Origin of the sequence: Kitasatospora sp. NPDC052896 (assembly GCF_044547075.1) — a bacterium.
Taxonomy (GTDB): domain Bacteria; phylum Actinomycetota; class Actinomycetes; order Streptomycetales; family Streptomycetaceae; genus Kitasatospora.
In genome coordinates this window covers 85,094-102,579 of record NZ_JBITZU010000009.1, presented here as the reverse complement: position 1 = coordinate 102,579, position 17,486 = coordinate 85,094, and the positions used below count along the sequence as shown (strand labels likewise).

The 17,486-nt window shown below is 73.9% G+C and carries 17 protein-coding genes and 1 riboswitch; of the genes, 14 read left to right on the top strand and 3 right to left on the bottom strand.

From position 1 onward, the window contains the following. Positions 1-381 precede the first annotated feature (381 nt). The 11 genes from ACIGXM_RS20265 to ACIGXM_RS20215 all read left to right on the top strand — a co-directional run bounded on the left by ACIGXM_RS20265 (position 382) and on the right by ACIGXM_RS20215 (position 10,386). The gene (locus ACIGXM_RS20265; protein WP_396562750.1) at positions 382-1,284 is read left to right on the top strand and encodes a DUF6777 domain-containing protein; all 903 of its coding nucleotides are present in this window, start codon (positions 382-384) and stop codon (positions 1,282-1,284) included. 652 nt (positions 1,285-1,936) lie between these two features. Beyond that, entirely contained in the window at positions 1,937-2,092 is a 156-nt protein-coding gene (locus tag ACIGXM_RS20260; RefSeq protein ID WP_396562748.1) for a hypothetical protein, read from the top strand. Between the two features lie 374 nt (positions 2,093-2,466). Further along, positions 2,467-2,594: riboswitch (FMN riboswitch) on the top strand. A 222-nt stretch (positions 2,595-2,816) separates the two neighbouring features. Further along, positions 2,817-3,521 carry a riboflavin synthase gene (locus ACIGXM_RS20255; protein WP_396562747.1) on the top strand — a complete coding sequence of 235 codons (705 nt, stop codon included), beginning with the start codon at positions 2,817-2,819 and terminating at the stop codon, positions 3,519-3,521. 56 nt (positions 3,522-3,577) lie between these two features. Continuing rightward, positions 3,578-4,168: a nicotinamide riboside transporter PnuC gene (locus ACIGXM_RS20250; protein ID WP_396563104.1), complete on the top strand. Its 591-nt coding sequence runs from the start codon at positions 3,578-3,580 to the stop codon at positions 4,166-4,168. After that, on the top strand, positions 4,165-5,409 hold the full coding sequence (locus ACIGXM_RS20245; protein WP_396562745.1) for a bifunctional 3,4-dihydroxy-2-butanone-4-phosphate synthase/GTP cyclohydrolase II: 1,245 nt from the start codon (positions 4,165-4,167) through the stop codon (positions 5,407-5,409). Before ACIGXM_RS20250 ends, ACIGXM_RS20245 begins: the two co-directional genes overlap by 4 nt. A gap of 79 nt (positions 5,410-5,488) precedes the next feature. After that, entirely contained in the window at positions 5,489-5,974 is a 486-nt protein-coding gene (gene ribH / locus ACIGXM_RS20240; RefSeq protein WP_396562743.1) for a 6,7-dimethyl-8-ribityllumazine synthase, read from the top strand. Positions 5,975-6,132: 158 nt separating this feature from the next. Next, positions 6,133-6,405 carry a phosphoribosyl-ATP diphosphatase gene (locus ACIGXM_RS20235; protein WP_396562741.1) on the top strand — a complete coding sequence of 91 codons (273 nt, stop codon included), beginning with the start codon at positions 6,133-6,135 and terminating at the stop codon, positions 6,403-6,405. Positions 6,406-6,500: 95 nt separating this feature from the next. Further along, positions 6,501-7,346 carry an ATP phosphoribosyltransferase gene (gene hisG, locus ACIGXM_RS20230; RefSeq protein WP_396562739.1) on the top strand — a complete coding sequence of 282 codons (846 nt, stop codon included), beginning with the start codon at positions 6,501-6,503 and terminating at the stop codon, positions 7,344-7,346. 30 nt (positions 7,347-7,376) lie between these two features. After that, the gene (locus ACIGXM_RS20225) at positions 7,377-7,841 is read left to right on the top strand and encodes a PH domain-containing protein (RefSeq protein ID WP_396562737.1); all 465 of its coding nucleotides are present in this window, start codon (positions 7,377-7,379) and stop codon (positions 7,839-7,841) included. A gap of 185 nt (positions 7,842-8,026) precedes the next feature. Then, entirely contained in the window at positions 8,027-9,346 is a 1,320-nt protein-coding gene (locus ACIGXM_RS20220) for a hemolysin family protein (RefSeq protein WP_396562735.1), read from the top strand. Then, the gene (locus tag ACIGXM_RS20215) at positions 9,343-10,386 is read left to right on the top strand and encodes a hemolysin family protein (protein ID WP_396562733.1); all 1,044 of its coding nucleotides are present in this window, start codon (positions 9,343-9,345) and stop codon (positions 10,384-10,386) included. The genes ACIGXM_RS20220 and ACIGXM_RS20215 overlap by 4 nt, the downstream gene beginning before the upstream one ends. Before the next feature lie 39 nt (positions 10,387-10,425). Here the strand turns inward: ACIGXM_RS20215 and ACIGXM_RS20210 are convergent, their stop codons facing one another. Both ACIGXM_RS20210 and ACIGXM_RS20205 read right to left on the bottom strand, forming a co-directional pair. Beyond that, entirely contained in the window at positions 10,426-12,315 is a 1,890-nt protein-coding gene (locus ACIGXM_RS20210; RefSeq protein WP_396563102.1) for an AAA family ATPase, read from the bottom strand. A 326-nt stretch (positions 12,316-12,641) separates the two neighbouring features. Continuing rightward, the gene (locus tag ACIGXM_RS20205) at positions 12,642-13,247 is read right to left on the bottom strand and encodes a uridine kinase (protein ID WP_396562731.1); all 606 of its coding nucleotides are present in this window, start codon (positions 13,245-13,247) and stop codon (positions 12,642-12,644) included. 193 nt (positions 13,248-13,440) lie between these two features. Between ACIGXM_RS20205 and ACIGXM_RS20200 the strand changes: the two genes are divergently transcribed. Beyond that, the gene (locus tag ACIGXM_RS20200; protein WP_396562729.1) at positions 13,441-14,604 is read left to right on the top strand and encodes an acyl-CoA dehydrogenase family protein; all 1,164 of its coding nucleotides are present in this window, start codon (positions 13,441-13,443) and stop codon (positions 14,602-14,604) included. Positions 14,605-14,643: 39 nt separating this feature from the next. Here the strand turns inward: ACIGXM_RS20200 and ACIGXM_RS20195 are convergent, their stop codons facing one another. Then, positions 14,644-15,159: a hypothetical protein gene (locus tag ACIGXM_RS20195; RefSeq protein ID WP_396562727.1), complete on the bottom strand. Its 516-nt coding sequence runs from the start codon at positions 15,157-15,159 to the stop codon at positions 14,644-14,646. 218 nt (positions 15,160-15,377) lie between these two features. Here ACIGXM_RS20195 and ACIGXM_RS20190 point away from each other — a divergent pair, with 218 nt between their 5' ends. Together ACIGXM_RS20190 and ACIGXM_RS20185 are read left to right on the top strand one after the other, a co-directional pair. Then, positions 15,378-15,818, top strand: coding sequence for an Lrp/AsnC family transcriptional regulator (locus ACIGXM_RS20190; protein WP_396562725.1), 441 nt, complete (start codon positions 15,378-15,380; stop codon positions 15,816-15,818). Positions 15,819-15,863: 45 nt separating this feature from the next. Next, the gene (locus tag ACIGXM_RS20185) at positions 15,864-17,471 is read left to right on the top strand and encodes an amidohydrolase (protein WP_396562723.1); all 1,608 of its coding nucleotides are present in this window, start codon (positions 15,864-15,866) and stop codon (positions 17,469-17,471) included. The last annotated feature ends 15 nt before the right edge of the window (positions 17,472-17,486 follow it).

The following is a 17,486-nucleotide window of genomic DNA, read 5'->3' as shown; positions in this document are numbered from 1 at the left end:
GCGGGAGCGGGTCCGGGTCCACGGGGGTGTCCTGCGGGCCGGCCCGCTGCCCGAGCGGGGCTTCGAGGTCGCCTTCACGCTGTCGAGCACGGTACCGATCGGTGCTGACCGGCCCGCGGGCCCAGGCCGGTGGGACCGGAGCGTGGCCGGGGCGCGCCGCCCACCCGCCGAGCGTCCGTCCGGCGGCCGTCCACCCGCTCGGGGTGGGCGGCCGCCGGTCCTGCGCCGCGGGCCGGCGGTCACCCGGGCGCGGAGCTGCGGTTGCGGCGGCCCGGGCGGGGGAGCAGAGAATGGGCCGTGCGCTCCGAACCGCCGTCAGGTCCTCCGCCCGAGCCACCGTCGGGTGCGTCGGGCCGGCCGGGGCCGCCGTCCGGACCCCCGGTGGAACCGTGGCCGCACATGGTGATGGCCGGCGGTGACGGGGGTCCCCGGCGACCGTGGTGGCGCCGGCCGCGTTCGCTCGCGCTCGGCGCGGTGGTCGCGGGGCTGGTGGTCGGGCTGGGTGCGGTGCTGGTGGAGCGCCAGCCGGAGACGAACCAGCCCGTCGTCGCGTCCGTCCCGGTTCTCCTGCAGGCGGCCGACGAGCCCGGGCCGGATCCGTTCACGGGCTCGGTGGCGAGCTCCTCGGCCGGCCCGTCGGGCTCCCCGTCCGGCGGCCCCCCGCTCGCCGTCGCCTCGGCCTCCACCGTCGGGTCCCGGTCGGTCGACGGTGGGACGGCGGGCCTCTACGGCGGCACCGAGCGCCTCGGCAGCTGCGAGGTGGCCAAGCTGACGGACTACCTCGTGGGTCATGTCGACAAGGCGCACGCGTGGGCCGGGGTCGAGGGTGTCCGGGTCGGTGACATCCCCTTCTACCTCGGCAGGCTCACCCCGGTGGTGCTGCGTTCCGACACCCGGGTGACCAACCACGGCTTCGCCGACGGCCTCGCGACGGGCTTCCAGTCGGTCCTGCGGGCGGGCACCGCGGTGCTGATCGACAACCGGGGGCTGCCGCGGGTGCGCTGCGCGTGCGGCAACCCGCTGCTGCCGCCGGCGGTGCCGAGCGGCCCGGTCACGTTCACCGGGCCGGCCTGGCCGGGGTTCCGGGTGGACGAATTGGTGACGGTGGTCCCGGCGGGGGCGCCGGTGACGGCGTTCGTGATCCGTGACCGGAGCCGGGGGAGCTGGTTCTCGCGCCCGGTCGGCGGTTCGGGCGGGGACGACCAGCCCGTTCCGTCGCCGCGTCCGTCCGCGAGCGGGTCGCCCTCGGCCACGGAGACCCCCGCCGGGCAGCGCGGCTCCTGACCGGGCGACCGATGCGGACGCACTCGTCGCGTCCGGATCGCCGGTGGACCCGTCGACCCCCATCGCAGTGGTGTTGGCACCAGTTCTGTGGCTGGTGCCCATGCCAGGAAAAAGACGGGTGCTCACGCCAGCGACACCGGATCACTACCCACCGTAGCGTCCCTTGTGAAAGCCGAAGCGGGGTGTGCGCAACTGCCCCCGCACTCTCGGACCACAGGAATCCGGCGGAGGTGCGTGATGAGGAACCGGACGCAGCGACAGGGCGTGGTGAGGCAGAGCCGGCGGCAGGGCGGACTGCCCCGGCGCGCGGTCCTGACGGGCGGCGCGGCGACCGTGGCCGGACTGCCGGCGGCGGTGACAGCTCCCGCCGCGTCGGCGGCCGCGCCCCCGGCTCCCGCCGTCCCAGCCCGCCGCCGGAGCCCGGTCGAGGGGGTCTGGCAGACGGATGGCCACGGCATCGTCCTCACCATCCACGGCGGCCTGCTGCGCACCTTCGACGTCTCGTGCGCCGGCGCCCTGCCCGGTGAGCTGAGCGGGCAGCGGACCGGTCCCGCCGACTCCTCCGGCGCGGTGTGGTTCTGGGTGGACGGCCACCCCGAAGTCACCGTCCGCCCGGGCGTCGACCCGGACACCGCCGTGCTGAACCACGCGGATGATGCGCTGTCTCACCCAGGACGGCCGCAGCTTCGACGGCGCCGGCATCCCGCCGGACCTGCCGACGCCGGTCTTCACCGACGCCGAGTTCTCCCACGACCGGGACTCCGCCCTTGCGCTCGCGCTGCACGTCCTGAGCGGAGCCCACCCGTGACTCCCGCTCGCGCGCCCAACAGGGCGGGACCGCACTGGTCCTGAGTCAGCTGTCGCTCCCGGTCGCGCCGTTGTGGACCACCGGGGACAAGCACCCGCGACGGTGGTACTGCCCGCGCACGCCCTGGGCGCCCAGGGTGGCGGAGCGCCTGACGGGACGCGGGAGTTAGCTCGTACGGGTGGATGAGCAGGGGCAGGGCCCGCCCCGTTGCCCGGCCCCCGGTGGCGATCAAGGTGAATCCGGAACGGTCCCCACTCAGTCCCCGCGTGCCGCTCGCATTCCCGTGGGACGGAGTGAAACAGCCCACAGCGCAGACCTCTCCCTCAGCGGTTGCGGATCATGGCACAATGAGCCACGTAAGAGCAGTGACGTTCAGCGCACTCCGGGGTCGGTGAAAATCCGAACCGGCGGTTACAGTCCGCGACCCGTCCGCAGCCAGCGGCCGGTTGACCAGGTGAAATTCCTGGACCGACGGTTAAAGTCCGGATGGGAGGCGTGCGCGACGGGCCAAGCGGTGCCGTGGTTCCCCGTTCCGGGGGATCGCGTTGAGGTGAGCGGCAGAGTCCTCTGCGGCGGCGAAGCACCCCATCACACGGGGTGGATCTTCGGCGACCCGGATCCGGATCCTGCCAGCTCCCTGGCATCCGCGTCGGTATCAGCCCGTTACGGTTTCCCATGCATCTGCCGCCCCGGAGTCCGCGCCCCAAGCGCGAGGAGAACCCGGGTGTTCACCGGCATCATCGAAGAGCTCGGCGAGGTCGTCTCCATCGAGGAGTTCGGCGACTCCTCGCGCCTGCGCCTGCGCGGTCCGCTGGTCTGTACCGGGGCCCGGCACGGCGACTCCATCGCGGTCAACGGTGTCTGCCTGACCGTCGTCGACGCTCCCGAGCAACTGGCCACCGGCGGCGGTGAGTTCACTGCCGATGTGATGGCCGAGACGCTGCACCGCTCCAGCCTGGGCGCGCTGGTCCCCGGCTCCCGGGTCAATCTGGAGCGGGCCATGGCACTCGGCGCCCGGCTCGGCGGCCACCTGGTCCAGGGCCACGTCGACGCCACCGGCATCCTGCTCGAGCGTGCCCCGGGCGAGCTGGACGCGGAGGGCAGGCCCCGTTGGGAGGTGCTGCGGTTCTCGCTGCCGTCGAGCATCTCCCGCTACCTGGTCGACAAGGGTTCGATCACGGTGGACGGCATCAGCCTGACGGTGGTGGAGGCCGCCGCCGACACCTTCACGGTCAGCCTGATCCCCGCCACGCTCGCCCTGACCACCCTCGGTGCCAAGGAAGTTGGCGAGTCGGTCAACCTCGAGGTGGACGTCCTCGCCAAGTACGTCGAGCGGCTGCTGGCCGCCCGGGCCGACGGCGTCGGCAGCATCGTCAACATCCCCGCCAACAACCCCACCACACTGGCCCGTTCGGAGGGCGTCTCGTGAACTGGCTCAACAGCGTGGCGTTTTCGATATTCGGCCAGCACGTGCTGTGGACCGACATGATCGGCAACCTGCTGGGCCTGGCCGGCCTCGCGCTCGGCTGGCGGCGCTCGGTCTGGAGCTGGCCGGTCCAGCTGCTCTCCGGCGTGGTGCTGGCCGGGGCCTACCTCTCCGGTCACCTGCCCGGCCTGGTCGGCAAGCAGCTGATCGTGATCGTCACCGCGATCTGGGGCTGGTCCCGCTGGCAGCGCGGGATCCGCGACACCGGCGCGATCGCGGTCCGGTTCGCCAGCTGGAAGGAACGCGCGCTGCTGGTCGGCGCCACCGCGCTGCTGACCGTCGCGGCGGCCCTGATCTTCACCCAGTTCCCGTGGATGTCCTGGAGCCCCTGGTCGGACGCCTACATCTTCGTCGGAACCCTGGCGGCGATGGTCGCCCAGGCTCGCGGCTGGGTGGAGTTCTGGTTCGCCTGGATCGCCGTCGACCTGGTCGGCGTCCCGCTCGCGTTCAACAGCGGCTACACCTTCTCCGGCCTGACCTACAGCATCTACTTCGTCCTGGTCCTGCTCGGCCTGCGCGCCTGGTGGCTGCGCAGCCGGGCCCCGCGCAACGCCTCCACCGCCCCGAACCTGCAGGGAGCCCCGGCATGAGCACCCCCGACCTCAGCCTCGACCCGGTCGAGCGCGCCATCGCCGACATCGCGGCCGGCCGCCCGGTCATCGTGGTGGACGACGAGGACCGCGAGAACGAGGGCGACATCATCTTCGCGGCCTCGGCGGCCACCCCCGAGCTGCTGGCCTTCACCATCCGCTACTCCTCCGGCGTGATCTGCGTGCCGATGACCAACGCGGACGCCGACCGGCTGGCGCTGCCCCCGATGACCCGGGTCAACGAGGACCGGAAGGGCACCGCCTACACGGTCTCGGTGGACGCCCGGGACAAGATCTCCACCGGCATCTCGGCGGCCGACCGGGCCCGGACCATCCGACTGCTGGCCGCCGAGGCCACCACCGCCGGTGACCTGACCCGACCCGGCCACGTCTTCCCGCTGCGCGCCGCGGACGGCGGCGTACTGGTCCGCCCCGGCCACACCGAGGCCGGCGTCGACCTGGCCCGGCTGGCCGGCCTCTCCCCGGCCGCGGCGATCTGCGAGGTGGTCAACGACGACGGCACCATGGCCCGGCTGCCCGAGCTGGTCGCGTTCGCCCGCGAGCACGGCTTGGCGATCATCTCGATCGAGGACCTGATCGCCTACCGCCGCCGGACCGAGCTGCACGTGGACCGGGCGGCCGTCACCACCCTGCCCACGGCGTACGGCGACTTCACCGCGGTGGGCTACCACGGCACGCTGGACGGCGTCGAGCACATCGCCCTGGTGGCCGGCGGCCTGGACGCCGACGGACGGCTGCCGGACGGCGAGGACGTGCTGGTCCGGGTCCACTCCGAGTGCCTGACCGGCGACGTCTTCGGCTCGCTGCGCTGCGACTGCGGCCCGCAGCTGCAGGCCTCGCTCGCCCAGATCGCCGAGTCCGGCCGCGGCGTGCTGCTCTACCTGCGCGGCCAGGAGGGCCGCGGCATCGGCCTGGTCCACAAGCTGCGCGCCTACCAGCTCCAGGAGCAGGGCCGTGACACCGTGGACGCCAACCTCGACCTCGGCCTGCCGGTCGACGCCCGCGACTACAGCATCGGCGGGCAGATGCTCACCGACCTGGGCGTGCGCTCGCTGACGCTGCTCACCAACAATCCCGACAAGCTGACCGCGCTCACCGAGCACGGCCTGAAAGTCAAGGACCGCCGACCGATCCAGGTCGAGCCGAGCGAGCACAACCTCGACTACCTGCGCACCAAGCGCGACCGGATGGGCCACGACCTGCCCTGGCTCGGCCGGTAGCCGCCCCCCACACGCCAACCACAGCAGTCCGATCGCAGCAGTTCAACCACCGAAGCACCGAACGGAAAGGCATCACGACGTGAGCGGCCACGGAGCCCCCCAGCTGACCATCGAGAACGCCCAGGACCTGCGGGTCGCGGTGATCGCCGCCCAGTGGCACACCCAGGTGATGGACGGCCTGCTGGCCGGTGCCCAGCGCGCCCTGAAGGAGCTGGGGATCACCGAGCCGACCATCGTGCGAGTCCCTGGTACCTTCGAACTGCCGGTCGCCGCCAAGCAGTTGGCCGATCGCGGGTACGACGCGGTGGTGGCCCTCGGGGTGGTCATCCGCGGTGGCACCCCGCACTTCGACTACGTCTGCCAGGCCGCCACCGTGGGCCTCACCCAGGTCAGCGTCAGCACCGGCGTGCCGATCGGCTTCGGCGTGCTGACCTGCGACACCGAGCAGCAGGCGCTGGACCGGGCGGGCCTGCCGGACTCCGCCGAGGACAAGGGCCACGAGGCGGTCACCGCGGCCGTCGCCACCGCCGCCACGCTGCGCGCGGTCGCCGGGCCCGGACGCTGATCCGCTCGGCTGACAGCCCGCTCGATCGCCGGTCCGGCCACCCGCCGGACCGTCGGGCGGCGCTCGGTGGGCCCCGGACCTCGGACGGCCGACGCGACTGTCCAGGGTCCGGGACCGTTTACCGTCTGTCCGGCCGCAGGCCGTAAGGTGAGTCCATCATGGCTTCGAAGACATTCGAGGAGCTCTTCACCGAGCTCCAGCAGAAGGCCGCCGCAGGCGACCCCGGGTCCTCCCGTACCGCGCAGCTCGTCCAGCAGGGCGTCCACGCCATCGGCAAGAAGGTGGTCGAGGAGGCCGCCGAGGTCTGGATGGCCGCCGAGCACGAGTCCGACGAGCGCACCGCCGAGGAGATCTCCCAGCTCCTCTACCACCTTCAGGTGATGATGGTGGCCCGCGGGTTGACGCTCGACGACGTCTACGCCCACCTCTGACCCCGGCCCGGCGAAACCCGGCGCCCGAAACCCAGCCGCGTCCTCCCCCGCATCACCCCGAACCAGCCGCTACCACAGCGAAGGAACGTCCTCTCATGCTGCGCATCGCCCTCCCCAACAAGGGTTCGCTCTCGGGTCCGGCGGCGGAGATGCTCCATGAGGCCGGCTACCGCCAGCGCAAGGACCCCAAGGAACTGGTCCTGGTCGACCCGGAGAACCAGGTCGAGTTCTTCTTCCTGCGCCCGCGCGACATCGCGGTGTACGTCGGCTCCGGCCGGCTGGACATCGGCATCACCGGCCGTGACCTGCTGCTCGACTCGGCGTCCAACGCGGAGGAGGTGCTCGCGCTCGGCTTCGGCGGTTCGACCTTCCGCTTCGCCGGCCCGGCCGGCTCGCCCAAGGACGTCCAGGGGCTGCAGGGCCTGCGGATCGCCACCTCCTACACCGGCCTGGTCGAGCAGCACCTCGCCGAGCAGGGCGTGAGCGCCACCGTCACCAAGCTGGACGGCGCGGTGGAGACCGCGGTCCAGCTCGGCGTCGCCGACGTGATCGCCGACGTGGTGGAGACCGGCACCAGCCTGCGCAACGCCGGCCTGGAGATCTTCGGCGAGCCGATCCTGGTCTCCGACGCCGTGGTGATCCGGCCCAAGGGCGCGGTCGACGACCCAGCCGTCGAGCAGTTCCTGCGCCGCCTGCAGGGTGTCCTGGTGGCCCGTCGCTACGTGCTGATGGACTACGACATCCGCGCCGAGAAGGTCGGCGAGGCGGTCGCGCTGACCCCCGGCCTGGAGTCGCCGACCGTCTCCCCGCTGCACACCGAGGGCTGGGTCGCGGTCCGCTCGATGGTCCTCCGCAAGGAGGCCCAGCGGATCATGGACGACCTGTGGGGCATCGGCGCCCGGGCGATCCTGGTGACCAACATCCACGCCTGCCGTCTCTGACCAGCACCACCTCCCGGGAGCGCCACCGCCATGTCCGACCCCACCGCCCTGCCCGCCCTGCCGGTGACCTGGGCGCCGCGCCGCAACCGCGCGCTGCTGCTGCCGGTCAGCGCGCTGCTGCTGGTGGTCTTCGTCGTCGTCGCGGTGGCGCTCCCGTCCAGCTGGCAGCTGAACGACCGGGCCGCGATGATCACGCTGGGCCTGGTCTTCGCCGGGGTCGGCCTGATGCTGGCCCGTCCCAAGGTGGTGGCCGACGCCGACGGGGTCACCGTGGTCAACTTCGTCCGCAGCCGGCGGCTGGCCTGGGCGGAGATCGTCCGGGTGAACCTGCGCCAGGGCGACCCGTGGGTGACCCTCGACCTGGCCGACGGCACCTCGCTGGCCGCGGTCGGCATCCAGCCGGGCGGCGGCCGTGAGCAGGCGGTCCAGGGCGCCCGAGCGCTGCGCGACCTCACCGAGGAGCGCGGCGCCACCCGCGAGCCCGCCACGGCCTGACCGGGGACCCTCGAACACCCGCCGGAAGCTCGCACGGGTATCGTCTACGCTGGTAAAGCCGGGGCAAAGCAAAGCATGCCCCGGTCCGACCCGCGACCTGAGGAGTGACACCTCCCCTCGATGGACGATCCGTCCGGTAGTACCCACGCCGCCCGTCTCCCTGGCTCCGGAGAGCAGGCGGCGCTGTGATCACCGCCTGGCTGCTGCTCGCAGCGGCGTTCCTGCTCATCCTGGCCAACGGGCTCTTCGTGGCTGCCGAGTTCTCCCTCATCACGGTCGACCGCGGCGCGGTCGAACGGGCCGCCGAGGCCGGCGACCGCCGCGCGGTCCGCGTGCGCGGGGCGCTGCGCAGGCTCTCGTTCGAACTCTCCGGCGCCCAGCTCGGCATCACCGTCACCTCGCTGGTGGTCGGCATGCTGGCCGAGCCGGCCCTCTCCCGGCTGCTCGGCCCGGTCTTCGCCGGGCTCGGCGTCCCGTCGTCCGCCGCCACCGGGCTCGCCGTGGCGCTGGGCATGCTGCTCGCCACCGTCCTGCAGATGGTGATCGGCGAGCTGGTCCCGAAGAACTGGGCGATCTCCCGCCCGCTCCAGGTGGCCCGCGCGGTCGCCGCCCCGCAGCGGCTCTTCTCGACCGTCTGCCGCCCGCTGATCGCGGCGCTGAACGGCGCTGCCGACCGGCTGGTGCGGGCCCTCGGACTGGAGCCCACCGAGGAGCTGGCACACGCCCGCACCCCCGGTGAGCTGGTCTTCCTCGCCCAACACTCGGCCCGGGCCGGGGCGATAGAGGAGGACGCCGCGCTGCTCTTCGTGCGCACCCTGGGGCTGTCCGAGCTGACCGCGCAGAGCGTGATGACGCCCCGGGTCGAGGTGGCCGCGCTGCACCAGGACGCCACCGCTGCGGACGTGGTCAACCTGACCCGCGCCACCGGCTTCTCCCGCTTCCCGGTCCACCAGGGCAGCCTGGACGAGATCACCGGCACCATCACCCTCAAGGACGCGCTCGCCGTACGCCCGGAGCGGCGCGCCCACGTCCGGGTGGCCGCGCTGGCCGGCGCCCCGCTGCTGGTCCCCGAGACGCTGCCGGCCGAGCGGCTGCTCGACCAGCTGCGCCGCCGCCAGCCGATGGCGATCGTGATCGACGAGTACGGCGGTACCGCCGGGGTGGTCACCCTGGAGGACATCGTCGAGGAGATCGTCGGTGAGGTGCAGGACGAGCACGACCCGGGGGACACCCCCGAGCTGCTCGCCGCCCCGCCGGTCGACGGCCGGCCCACCTGGCTGGCGGACGGCCGGGCCCGACTCGACCAGCTGGAGTCGATCGGCCTGAGCGCGCCGCAGGGGCCCTACGAGACGGTGGCCGGCCTGCTGGCCGACCTGCTCGGCAAGCTCCCCGAACGTGGTGAACGGGTCCGGCTGGCCGGCTGGGAGCTGACCGTGCAGGCCGTGGAGCGGCACCGGACCACGCGGGTCCGGTTGGTCCGGCTGCCCGAGGGGAAGGAGCGATGACCTTCCTGCAACTCCTCGCCTCGCTGGTGCTGCTGCTCGGCAACGCCTACTTCGTCGGCGCCGAGTTCGCCGTGATCTCGGTGCGCCGCAGCCAGCTCGAGCAGCTCGCCGAGGCCGGTGACCGCCGCGCCCGGACCGTGCTGCACGCGATCGGCGACGTCTCGGCCCTGCTGGCCGCGTCCCAGCTGGGCATCACGGTCTGCTCGCTGCTGCTCGGCGCGCTGGCCGAACCGACCATCGCCCACCTGCTGGAGCCCGTCTTCCACGCGGCCGGCGTGCCCGGCGTGCTGGTGCAGCCGATCGGCTACGCGCTGGCGCTGGGCCTGGTGGTCTTCCTGCACATGGTGATCGGCGAGATGGTGCCCAAGAACGTCGCGCTGGCCACTCCGGAGCGGGCCGCGCTCTGGCTCGGCCCGCCGCTGGCCCGGCTGGCCCGGCTGCTCCGCCCGGTGATCGGGTTCCTCAACACCTTCGCCAACCTGGTGCTGCGGCTCTTCCGGGTCGAGCCCAAGGACGAGGTGGAGTCGGTCTACACGGCCGAGCAGCTGCTCTGGATGCTCGCCGAGTCGCGGGCCGCCGGCCTGCTGGAGGCCGGCGAGCAGGAGCGCCTGGAGGACGCGCTGGAGCTGGGCCGGCGCCCGGTGACGGACGTGCTGCTGCCGGTGGAGCGGCTGGTCACGGTCGCCCCCGAGGCGACCGCCCGGCAGGTCGAGGAGCTCGCGGTGGCCACCGGCTTCTCCCGCTTCCCGGTGACCGACCGGTCCGGCGCGATGCTGGGTTACCTGCACGTCAAGGACGTGCTGGAGGCCGAGGACCCGGACGCCCCGGTGCCGGTGCGGCTGTGGCGGCCGGTGACCGCGATCGCCGAACGGCTGCCGCTGGACGACGCGCTCACCGCGATGCGGCGGGCCGCCGCGCACCTGGCCGCGGTGATCGGACCGGACGGGCACACCCTCGGCCTGGTCACCCTGGAGGACGTGCTGGAGGAGCTGGTCGGCGAGATGCACGACCCGGACCACCGGCCGGCCGCGCACGCCTGAGCACCGGCCCCGAGTACGGGCTCCGATCGACGGCCGGGCTCAGCCCCGGCCGTCGATCAGCTCGCCGTAGGCCTGCATCAGGTCGGGCAGCCGCAGGGTCGCCAGGTCCTCCCGGCCCGGCACCTCCCGGGCCAGGGAGAGCCGCAGGTCGCGGTAGGCGCAGGACTTCTCGTACAGGGTCCGGATGAACCGCCCGTTGCCCAGCTCGTCGATCCAGCCCTCGCCGACCACGTGGGCGCAGATGCTGGCCAGCTCCTCGGCGGCGTCCTCGTCCCAGCCGTCGCCGTCCCGGGCGGCCAACGCGCTGCCGATCGCGGTCAGTTCGGCCGGTCGGTAGCTGGGGAAGTCGACCCGGGTGGTGAAACGGGAGTTGAGACCGGGGTTGGCGGCCAGCAGCCGGTTCATCCCCTCCGGGTAACCGGCCAGGATCACCACCAGCCGGTCCCGGTTGTCCTCGGCCCGCTTCAACAGGACCTGCAGTGCCTCGTCGCCGTACGCGTCGCCTTTGCTGTAGCCGGAGTTGGCCAGGCTGTAGGCCTCGTCGATGAAGAGCACGCCGTCCAGTGCGGAGTCGATCAGCTCGTTCGCCTTGACCGCGGTCTGCCCGAGGAACTCGCCGACCAGGTCGGCCCGTTGGGCCTCCACCAGGTGCTCGCCGGAGAGCAGGCCGAGGGAGTGGAAGACCCGGCCGAGGATCCGGGCCACCGTGGTCTTGCCGGTGCCGGACGGGCCGGAGAAGACGAAGTGCCGCTTCGGCGGCTGGACCGGCAGACCCTGCTCGGCGCGCAGCCCGGCCATCCGCAGCTGCGCGGAGAGCGCCCGGACCTGCCGCTTGACCGGGTCCAGGCCGACCATCCGTTCCAACGCCGCGAGCGCGGCGTCCAGTTGCTCACGGTCGGCCGCGGTGGCCGCCCGGACCGGACCCGCGGCGGGCGCGCTGGGCGGGATGTCCCGGACGGCGGCGGTCGGCGCGGTGGTCTCGCCGTCGCCGGAGCGCTCGGCGACCGGGGGTCTGCCGGTCGCCTGGAGCGGCTCGGCGTCCGGCTCGTCGGTGTAGCCCGGCCCGTCCGGGTACTGCCCCTCGTCGGAGTAGGGCGCGAACCCGGGGTCCGGCGCGAACTCGGCGTCCGACGGTTCGCCGAGCAGGTCGAGGCCGGCGCCGGCGGCGTCCTCCAGCTCCTCCGCCGGGCCGAGCGCGGGCAGCTCCTCCAGCAGTCCGAGCCCGTCCTCGGCGGCGATCGCGGCCAGCCGGGCGGCGGTGTCCATGAAGGCCGGGTCGGCCCGGTGCACCGCGCGGTACAGCGGCAGCGCGGCGGCGCTACGCCCGGCGCCCTCGTACGCCCGGGCCAGCCAGTAGCGCAGTTCCTTGCGCTGTGGCTGCTCGGAGCGGCAGCGGGCCAGCGAGGCGGCCAGCGGGGCCTGTGCCTGGGCGCACATGTCCAGCCGGACCCGGGCCATCCCGCCGAACAGGCCGGCCTCGATGCCGAGCAGCACGTCGTCCAGCAGCTGGTCGGTGTCCCGGATCAGCTGCTCCCAGTCCTTCAGCAGGTAGGAGCGGCAGGCGGCGAGGAAGCGCACCGACGGGTCCTGGTCGGCGGGCGGGCACTGGGCCAGCGCGCGGTCCAGCTCGCCCAGGTGCCGGCCGTCCAGCCAGTGCGAGGCGTGCGCCAGGGTGAGGTCCCGCTCGTCCTCCAGGACCGGCTGCACCCACCAACCCAGCCAGTACCAGGAACTGAGCGGACGCTGGTGCCGTCGGCGCTGTTCGCCGAAACGTTTCTTGTGCCGGTACATCGCCAGCAGCGCGCCGGAGGTGTCGCAGCGCAGCGCGTGCAGCCCCAGCCAGGCATCGGCCATGCCCGGGTCGAGCCGGACGGCGGTGCGGAACTCCTCCTCGGCGCGGGCGTAGGCACCGGCCGTGTAGGCGTCCATGGCCCGCAGCCAGGCGCGGTCGGCGGGACCGTGCGGTCCGGTCCGGCCGGTGTCGTCGACAGTGGTCACTCACGCCCCCCGTGTGTGCACCGAGGCTCGGTCGTCCGCTGGCGTCTCACCACCGCACCCCCCCGGGGCGCAGCTGCGCCTGCACAGAATCGTACCGGCGCGGGGCTGATCCGGAAGGGTCTCGCAGCAGTCCAAATCGGCCGTGTACGTTGACCGTTCGTGTTCCGACGGCCGATCCGGCCGGCTCGAGGGCGCGCGGCGGTGGTTGCACGGGGTGACGAAGTGAGCCGGAGCCGCCCCTCGCCGGACGGCCCCGCTCAGGTCTCGCGTGCGGCGCCGGCCGGCCGGTCCAGCTCGACCCGGAGCACGCCACCGGTCCGCCCGTCCACCAGGACCTGCGCAGATGCCCGGCTGGGGTCGGCCGCGAAGTGCGCCTCCTCGGCCGTGGCCCAGCGCCGCCAGAACGCTGCCAGCGCCGGACCGTCCCGCTGCTCGCCACGGGCCCGGGCGGTGGCGGCGGGCAGCTCCATCCAGATCAGCGCGGCCAGCAGCGGCCGGACGGACCGCCGCCCGGCGCCGACCCCCTCCACCAGGACCACGGGCGCGGGCGGCACCTCGCGCGCCCCGTCGAAGCGCCCCTGTACCCAGTCGTACACCCGGTGCCGTGCGGTCTCGCCGCGAGCCAGCGGTGCCAGCACCTGCTCGCGCAGTCGGCCGGTCCACTCGAACAGCTCATCGTGGGTCGCCAGGTCGTCCAGGTGCACCACCGGGGCGCCGCCGAGCGCCGCGGCCAGCCGGCCGGCGAAAGTGGTCTTGCCCGAGCCGGCGTGCCCGTCCACCGCGACCAGCCGCACCGGCCCCACGGACGGCGGCAGCGCCCGCAGCCGATCGGCCAGGTCCGCCAGCTCGTCCGGGTGGTCCATGCCGGTCAGCCTACCTGGCCCGGCGACGGGGATTCCCAGGTCAGGCAGGTCGTGACGGGCGGCCGTTGATCGGGCATACTCGCATCGCCAAGCCTGTGAACGCCCGTTCACCGTGACCCGGTCGCGGACGTCCAGCGAGCTCCCCACTGCACCGGACACCCCCGGGGCCCTGACGAGGAGGCGACCCACCCTCATGAACGCTGCACCCCCCAAGCCCGTGGACCGCCAGCTGCCCAGCGACGAAGCGCGCGAGCTGCTCGTCCTCACCCGTGATCTGGTCCAGCGCGAGCTGGCGCCGCGGGCCGCGGCGGACGAGGCGGCCGGGCGCTTCCCGCGCGACGTCTTCCGCACCCTCGGCGAGGCCGGCCTGCTGTCGCTGCCCTACCCCGAGGCCCACGGCGGCGGCGACCAGCCCTACGAGGTCTACCTGCAGGTGCTGGAGGAGCTGGCGGCCGGCTGGCTCGCGGTCGGCCTCGGAGTCAGCGTGCACACCCTGTCCTGCCACGCGCTGGCCACCTTCGGCAGTGACGAGCAGCGCTCCCGCTGGCTGCCGGGGATGCTCGGTGGCGCGCAGCTCGGCGCGTACTGCCTCTCCGAGCCGCAGTCCGGCTCGGACGCCGCCGCGCTGCGCACCCGGGCGGAGCGGGACGGCGACGGCTACCTGGTCAACGGCACCAAGGCGTGGATCACCCACGGCGGCCGGGCCGACTTCTACAGCGCGATGGTCCGCACCGGCGAGGACGGCCCGCGCGGGATAAGCTGCCTGCTCATCCCGGGGGACGCCGCCAACCTGACGGCTGCCACGCCCGAGCACAAGATGGGCATGAACAGCTCGCCCACCGCCCAGCTGCACTTCGACGGCGTCCGGGTCGACGCCGACCGGCTGATCGGCGAGGAGGGCCAGGGCTTCCAGATCGCGCTCTCCGCGCTGGACTCCGGCCGGCTCGGCATCGCCGCCTGCGCGATCGGGTTGGCCCAGGCCGCGCTGGACCTCGCCGTCGAGTACGCGCAGACCCGGCAGCAGTTCGGCCGGCCGATCGCCGACTTCCAGGGCCTGTCCTTCATGCTCGCCGACATGGCCACCCAGGTCGAAGCCGGCCGCTCGCTCTACCTGGCCGCCGCGCGCCGCCGCGACCACGGGCTGGCGTTCTCCAAGGAGGCCGCGATGGCGAAGCTCTTCTGCACCGACACCGCGATGCGGGTGACCACCGACGCCGTGCAGGTGCTCGGCGGCTACGGCTACACCCAGGACTTCCCGGCCGAGCGCTACATGCGCGAGGCCAAGATGCTGCAGATCGTCGAGGGCACCAACCAGATCCAGCGCCTGGTGATCGGCCGCCACCTCACCCGGAGCTGACGGGTCGGCCGGCGCCCGGTGCGGCGCCGGCCGTTCGGATCAGCGCCGGACCAGCCGGCCGGCCGGGGCCTTGCGCATCGCCGGCACCCGGTGACCGGACGCGCTGGTCCGGACGTGCGGCTGCGCGCCCGGCAGCTGGCCGGCCGGCTGCGGCTCGGTGGCCCGCGGCCGCGGCAGCGCGTGCGAGAACGGCTGGGTGCGCCAGTCGAGTTCGGCCGGCAGCGCGAGCAGCGCGGCCAGCGGGCCGCCCTCGCCCACGACCTCGTCGACGGCCGACTCCTCCAGGTCGTCGGCCGGCAACCCCGAGCCGGGGCAGAGCGCGGGGGAGAACGGGTGCCAGGCGGTCCGCAGTACCGCGTGCTGCGGCAGCCGCTCCTCGTCACCCACCAGGGCGATCGGTCGGTCGCACTCCGGGCAGTTCACCCGGAAGATCTCCCAGGTCTCGGCCTCGCCCGGGTCGCTGCCGAGACGGGGGGCGAGCTGCTCGCCGTCCCTCTCGTCGACCGCGGTCAGGTGGCTGTCGGCGCCGTGGGCGCGCTGGTCAGCTGCACGCATGTGATCCCCCTTGGATCGGGCCGGACCAACTCGGCCCGGGCCACCAGCAGCAATTCCCTCCGACGGGGTGTCATAACCCTGCAGGTCGGCGCAGGGTGATGCATCGTGGTGTGGCCTTCGCCACATTCCGTCGGCATGTGCCACGGGTGCGCCGGGCGCTCCCGGCGCGGCTCCGGTCCGTGCCCCGGCCCGGGCCGGCTCCTGTAGGTTTGCGCCTTGTGGAGGATCTCGACCAGCGCATCGTTCAGCTGCTCGTCCAGGACGGGCGGATGAGCTACACCGACCTGGGCAAGGCCACCGGCCTGTCCACCTCGGCCGTCCACCAGCGGGTGCGGCGACTGGAGCAGCGCGGGGTGATCCGCGGCTACTCGGCGATCATCGACCCCGACGCCGTCAACCTCGCGCTGACCGCCTTCATCTCGGTCAAGCCCTTCGACCCGAGCGCGCCGGACGACGTCCCCGACCGGCTCGCCCCGCTGGCCGAGATCGAGGCCTGCCACAGCGTCGCCGGGGACGAGAGCTACATCCTCAAGGTGCGGGTCGGCGCCCCCGGTGACCTGGAGGACCTGCTGGCCCGGATCCGCAGCGCGGCCGGTGTCTCCACCCGGACCACCGTGGTGCTCTCCACGCCCTACGAGGCGCGGCCGCCCAAGCTGTAACCCCGCTGTCCGGTCACCGGACGCACCGGGTGCAGACTGGTCCCCATGACCGAACGCGCCTTCCGCACCGCGCTGCTGCGCGGTGGCACCGTCTACAGTCCGGCCGACCCCTTCGCCACCGCGATGCTGATCGAGGGGGAGCAGGTCGCCTGGATCGGCAGCGAGGGCGCTGCCGACTCCTACGCGGCGACGGCCGACGAGGTGGTCGACCTGGCGGGCGCGCTGGTCACCCCGGCGTTCGTGGACGCCCACGTGCACGCCACCTCCACCGGCCTCGCGCTGACCGGTCTGGACCTCACCGACTGCCCCTCGCTCGCCGAGGCGCTGCGCCGGATCGCCGACCACGCCCGCTCCGGTGGCGTGCCGATCGGCCATGGCTGGGACGAGACCGGCTGGCCCGAGGGTCGCCCGCCGACCCTGGCGGAGCTGGACCGGGCCGCGGGGGGCGCGCCGCTCTACCTCTCCCGCACCGACGTGCACTCCGCGCTGGCCTCCAGCGCGCTGCGGGCGAGCACTCCCGGCCTGGCCGAGCAGCCCGGCTTCACGCCGGACGGCCCGCTCACCCGGGCCGCGCACCACGCGGTCCGGCAGGCCGCGCTCGCCCACCTGACGGACGCCCAGCGCGGGGAGGCCCAGTCGGCCGCCCTGCGCCGGGCCGCCGCGCTCGGCATCGGCGCGCTGCACGAGTGCGCCGGCCCGGAGATCTCCTCCGAGCGGGACCTGGTCGCGCTGCTGGCGCTGGCCGCCGAGCACCCCGGGCCCGAGGTCTACGGCTACTGGGGTGAGCTGGGCGGGATCGAGACCGCCCGCCGGCTCGGCGCGGTCGGCGCCGGTGGCGACCTCTTCGTGGACGGCGCGCTCGGCTCGCACACCGCCTGCCTGCACGCTCCCTATCAGGACGCCCCGCACACCGGCACCGCCTACCTGACCGCCGAGCAGATCGCCGACCACGTCACGGCCTGCACCGAGGCCGGGCTGCAGGCCGGCTTCCACGCGATCGGCGACGCGGCGCTGACCGCCGTGCTGGACGGGGTGCGGACCGCCGCCGAGCGGCTCGGCCAGGCCGCGGTCCGAGCGCTGCGGCACCGGATCGAGCACGCCGAGGCGCTGGACGACAAGGCCGTCGCGGCCTTCGCCGAGCTGGGCTTGGTGGCATCGGTGCAGCCCGCCTTCGATGCCGCCTGGGGCGGCCCGGACGGCATGTACGCGCAGCGGCTGGGCGCCGAGCGGGCGGCCGGGCTCAACCCGTTCGCCGCGCTGCTGCGAGCCGGTGTGCCGCTGGCCTTCGGCTCGGACGCCCCGGTCACCGCGCTGGACCCGTGGGGAACCGTGCGTGCCGCGGCCTTCCACCGGACCCCCGAGCACCGGATCTCGGTCCGGGCCGCCTTCGCCGCGCACACCCGGGGCGGCTGGCGGGCGCTCGGCCGGGACCAGGAGGGCGTGCTCATCCCCGGTGCCCCGGCGACCTACGCCGTCTGGCAGAGCGGTGACCTGGTGGTCCAGGCCCCGGACTCCCGGGTGGCGGGCTGGTCCACCGACCCGCGCTCGGGCATTCCGGGCCTGCCCGACCTCACCCCCGGCGCCCCGCTGCCGACCTGCCTGCGCACGGTGGTCCGCGGACGTACCGTGTACGACGCCGGATCCCTGGGCTGACCTGCGCATTCTCAG

Excerpts from the sequence above, each read along its gene's own strand:
- ACIGXM_RS20260 (WP_396562748.1), top strand. The coding sequence starts at position 1,937 with ATGATGCGCTGTCTCACCCAGGACGGCCGCAGCTTCGACGGCGCCGGC.
- ACIGXM_RS20250 (WP_396563104.1), top strand. The coding sequence starts at position 3,578 with ATGATCGGCAACCTGCTGGGCCTGGCCGGCCTCGCGCTCGGCTGGCGG.
- ACIGXM_RS20245 (WP_396562745.1), top strand. The coding sequence starts at position 4,165 with ATGAGCACCCCCGACCTCAGCCTCGACCCGGTCGAGCGCGCCATCGCC.
- ACIGXM_RS20235 (WP_396562741.1), top strand. The coding sequence starts at position 6,133 with ATGGCTTCGAAGACATTCGAGGAGCTCTTCACCGAGCTCCAGCAGAAG.
- hisG (WP_396562739.1), top strand. The coding sequence starts at position 6,501 with ATGCTGCGCATCGCCCTCCCCAACAAGGGTTCGCTCTCGGGTCCGGCG.
- ACIGXM_RS20225 (WP_396562737.1), top strand. The coding sequence starts at position 7,377 with ATGTCCGACCCCACCGCCCTGCCCGCCCTGCCGGTGACCTGGGCGCCG.
- ACIGXM_RS20215 (WP_396562733.1), top strand. The coding sequence starts at position 9,343 with ATGACCTTCCTGCAACTCCTCGCCTCGCTGGTGCTGCTGCTCGGCAAC.
- ACIGXM_RS20210 (WP_396563102.1), bottom strand. The coding sequence starts at position 12,315 with ATGGACGCCTACACGGCCGGTGCCTACGCCCGCGCCGAGGAGGAGTTC.
- ACIGXM_RS20205 (WP_396562731.1), bottom strand. The coding sequence starts at position 13,247 with ATGGACCACCCGGACGAGCTGGCGGACCTGGCCGATCGGCTGCGGGCG.
- ACIGXM_RS20200 (WP_396562729.1), top strand. The coding sequence starts at position 13,441 with ATGAACGCTGCACCCCCCAAGCCCGTGGACCGCCAGCTGCCCAGCGAC.
- ACIGXM_RS20195 (WP_396562727.1), bottom strand. The coding sequence starts at position 15,159 with ATGCGTGCAGCTGACCAGCGCGCCCACGGCGCCGACAGCCACCTGACC.
- ACIGXM_RS20185 (WP_396562723.1), top strand. The coding sequence starts at position 15,864 with ATGACCGAACGCGCCTTCCGCACCGCGCTGCTGCGCGGTGGCACCGTC.